Origin of the sequence: Mesorhizobium sp. M7A.F.Ca.CA.001.08.2.1, assembly GCF_003998455.1 — a bacterium.
In the GTDB taxonomy this organism is placed as follows: Bacteria; Pseudomonadota; Alphaproteobacteria; order Rhizobiales; family Rhizobiaceae; genus Mesorhizobium; species Mesorhizobium ciceri.
On the sequence record NZ_RZPW01000675.1, the window covers coordinates 1 to 3,412 of the forward strand.

At 59.5% G+C, this 3,412-nt stretch carries 3 protein-coding genes; 2 read left to right on the forward strand and 1 reads right to left on the reverse strand.

Annotated features, from left to right (window positions below; translation table 11 throughout):
- Positions 1–1,898 (forward strand): bifunctional diguanylate cyclase/phosphodiesterase (locus tag EN914_RS28820; RefSeq protein ID WP_127389428.1); only part of this gene is annotated, 1,898 nt, incomplete at its 5' end.
- A gap of 262 nt (positions 1,899–2,160) precedes the next feature.
- On the opposite strand, the gene EN914_RS28825 is transcribed toward EN914_RS28820, so the two are convergent.
- Positions 2,161–2,367, reverse strand: a complete 207-nt coding sequence (locus EN914_RS28825; protein WP_245265372.1) for a hypothetical protein — start codon at positions 2,365–2,367, stop codon at positions 2,161–2,163.
- A gap of 236 nt (positions 2,368–2,603) precedes the next feature.
- On the opposite strand from EN914_RS28825, the gene EN914_RS28830 reads away from it, so the two are divergent.
- Positions 2,604–3,412, forward strand: an 809-nt coding sequence (locus tag EN914_RS28830; RefSeq protein ID WP_281034676.1) for a CHASE4 domain-containing protein, incomplete at its 3' end; no start/stop codon positions are given.

A 3,412-nucleotide genomic window follows, 5' to 3' on the forward strand; every position in this document is an offset into this window, starting at 1 on the left:
ATGTGCAACTGCCTTCGGGCTCCTGGCTGATTTCGGCTATACCGAAGGGAGGCTGGCCGGCCATTCCGAACAATGCGTGGATGTTGCGGGGGCTCATAGCCTTTGCCGGCGCGCTGGTGGTGCTGCCGATCCTGGTGGCCGGGCGACTGTTCGGCGAACGACAGAAAAACTATGCCGAGCTCAGACGTCTGTCTGGCCGCCTTGAGTTGGCCCTGGAAGCTTCTGGAATTGGCGTGTGGGAGCACGACCTGGCCACAAAAGAACTGCTATGGGACGACCGCGTCAACCAGATCTACGGCAAGCCAGCCGATGGCAAACCGCGCGGTTATGAAGACTGGGCGATGGCCATTCATCCCGAAGATTTCGACAGGGCGCGCCAGGAGTTCGACGCGGCCGCCGAGAGGGAGGGACCGTATTCTTCGCAATACCGAGTCCTGCTAGCGGACGGTACCACGCGCCACGTGCGCACGCGCGCAGCCTTCTTCCAGGACATCGGCGGCACGCCGAAGATGATCGGCGCCGAGTGGGACGTCACCAGCGACGTGCTGCTCAATGAGACGCTCATTCGAGAGCGCCAGCTGTCGGAATCGAAAAATGCCGAACTCAAGGTCGCAAAGGCGCATGTAGAGCATGTTGCGCTGCACGACCCGCTGACCGGCCTGCCCAACCGCCGCTATCTCGATGAGTTGCTTGCCGAAAAAAGCGTAACGGGGACCCGCACAGCGCTGCTGCATCTGGACCTCGACCGCTTCAAGCAGATCAACGATACACTCGGCCACGCAGCCGGTGACGCCATGCTGGTGCACGCCTCCAAGGTCATCAAGGTCAACACGGGTCCCGGTGATTTTGTTGCACGCATCGGCGGTGACGAGTTCGTCGTGGTGAGCCATGGACGTGATGACAAGCAACTTTCCGCGCTCGGCGACCGCATCATCACGCAGATGCGCCGACCGGTCGATTTTCAGGGCAACCCGTGCCGGTTCGGGGTGAGCATCGGAATTGCCGCCGGAACCGACGCCAAGCAACTGCTCGTCAACGCCGACCTCGCTCTTTACCGGGCGAAAGGAAGCGGTCGCAACCGACACGAATTCTTTGACGAAGAGCTGCAAAGCGAGATCGTGCGGACCAAGCAAATTGCCGACGAAATCCTGGGCGGGTTGGAGCGCGCCGAATTCACAACATACTATCAGCCGCAGTTCGACGCCAGGACACTTGAGATCGTCGGGGTCGAGGCGTTGTCGCGTTGGAAGCATCCCGAACGCGGCATCCTAGCCCCACAAAGCTATCTCAAAGTGGCCGAAGAACTCAACGTCGTGGCAATCATCGATCGCGCTGTCCTGGAACAGGCGCTTGAGAGTTTCGACCAATGGTCGAACAGCGGTCTCAAGATCCCGCACGTCTCGGTCAATGTCTCCGCCAAGCGGTTGGAGGACAAGGATCTGATCGATGGCTTGCGCAAGCTTGCCATCAGGAAGGGCACGGTGTCGTTTGAGCTGGTTGAGTCCATCTTCCTCGATGAGAATGACGACCTGGTCACCTGGAACCTGGAGCACATTAAGGAACTCGGCATCGACATCGAAATCGATGACTTCGGCACCGGCCATGCCTCGATCGTGTCCCTGCTCAAGCTGCAGCCGCGCCGGCTCAAGATCGACCGCCAACTGATCACGCCCGTCACCCAGTCGATCCCGCAGCGTCAGCTGGTCTCGTCGATCATTGAGATCGGCAAATCGCTCGGCATCGAAGTCATTGCCGAGGGTGTCGAGACGAATGATCACGCGCGCATCCTGAAGGAGCTTGGTTGCGATATTCTGCAGGGCTATGTTTTTGGCCGCCCAATGGACGCCAAGGCCTTCACGGCGTTTGCCCAATCGCGCAAATGGTTGGCCGTGGGGTAAGGTCATGCCTCGCGCGGTAAGGCAGGCAGGCCGAGCGGTTCAACCGGCGCCCAGTCGCGAATTGGCTCGAGCACACTGCACTTGCATCGGCAAACCCACCGCCCACCCTTGTCCCCAAAGTGCCCGACCGGCTCTGCGTGCCGGTGAAGTGACCGAAAGCAAATTTCTCGTCAGGTCTCTCAGATCTCATGATCCGACGGTCCGGTGGCGCGGCATGGGCTGTTAGCTCCAGACAGCTGAAGATAGCCAAAAGCGTCCGGCGTTATGGGCGAAGGAGCGCGGCACCAAATTGCGCCCACAATCGATCGCAGTCATTTGCCCTGAGGCTTGGCGTTCCCGGTTCGCCGTAGAAGACCATCGCCGAACGGACATCGTAACCGAGCACCGAGGCATTGGCCACGAACTGAATTGCCATTCCCAAATTCATCGCGTTGATCCTTACCTCGGCTTTAGTGCTGAGATCGACCACGCCGAAAATTTCCGCACCCCCACTTCTGCCGGCCATAACCGTCGTCGAGAGCGCGTTCCCCAAAGCGAGTAGCATTCGTGTTCAGTCCCCGCAAAGGCCGCTCTCGAACGCGCGCGCGGCGAATTTGTTCCTTGGCAGTTCAACGCCGGGCTATCGAACTGGCCTTTTCAAACGTGCAGCTTGCCTGATGCCGCGCCTTTAACGGTCCAGCAGTTTTCTTAGCGTAAAGCAGCCTCATGACGCTGCTCCGGCATTTCGGCGAACCAACACGTCGCCTTTTTTTCAAGCGAACGGCTTTGCCCATCATTGTCGTGACGCTGCTTGTTGCGACCCTCACCACAGGCCTTTTGCTGTGGTCGGCGACCCAGTCCGATGGTGTTGCCGTGTCGCGGCAGAAAAGCTTGGTCGCCTTGATCATATCCAAGCTGGAGAGCGGAATAGCCCACGATCAGGAGAGCGTCACCGTCTGGGACGACGCGGTCAGCGCCCTGCGGAGCCAGGATGCCAAATGGGTCGACACCAATCTCGGCACCTGGATGCACACGTATTTCGGCCACGATGAGGTCTACATTCTCGATCCGAAGGACGCGCCAGTCTACGCATTCGCCGATGGATCGGCGGTGGAGCCGGCGAGCTATCAATCCATACGCCCGACCACTGCGCCTCTCGTGGAGAACCTCAGGGCGAGGCTGAAACAGGGGGACACCGACGGCGTCACCGAGCAGGTGCTCACGATAGGTGCTTCCGACATGGTCGTCATCTCCGGCCATCCTGCCATTGTCAGCATCAAGCCAGTCGTTTCCGACAGCGGCCACATTGCACAAGTACCAGGTCAGGAATTCCTACACGTTGCCGTTCGCTATCTGGACGGCAGTCTGCTTGCCTCCTTGCGCCAAGACTATCTCCTCGACGACGCACACTTCTCCTGGTCAAACATGCTTAGCTCTGAAGAGGCGTCCTACCCCCTTGTCGGTCGCTCTGGTTCGACTGTCGGCTTCTTTGTGTGGCAGCCATATCGGCCCGGGGCGTTTGTCCTTTTTCAACT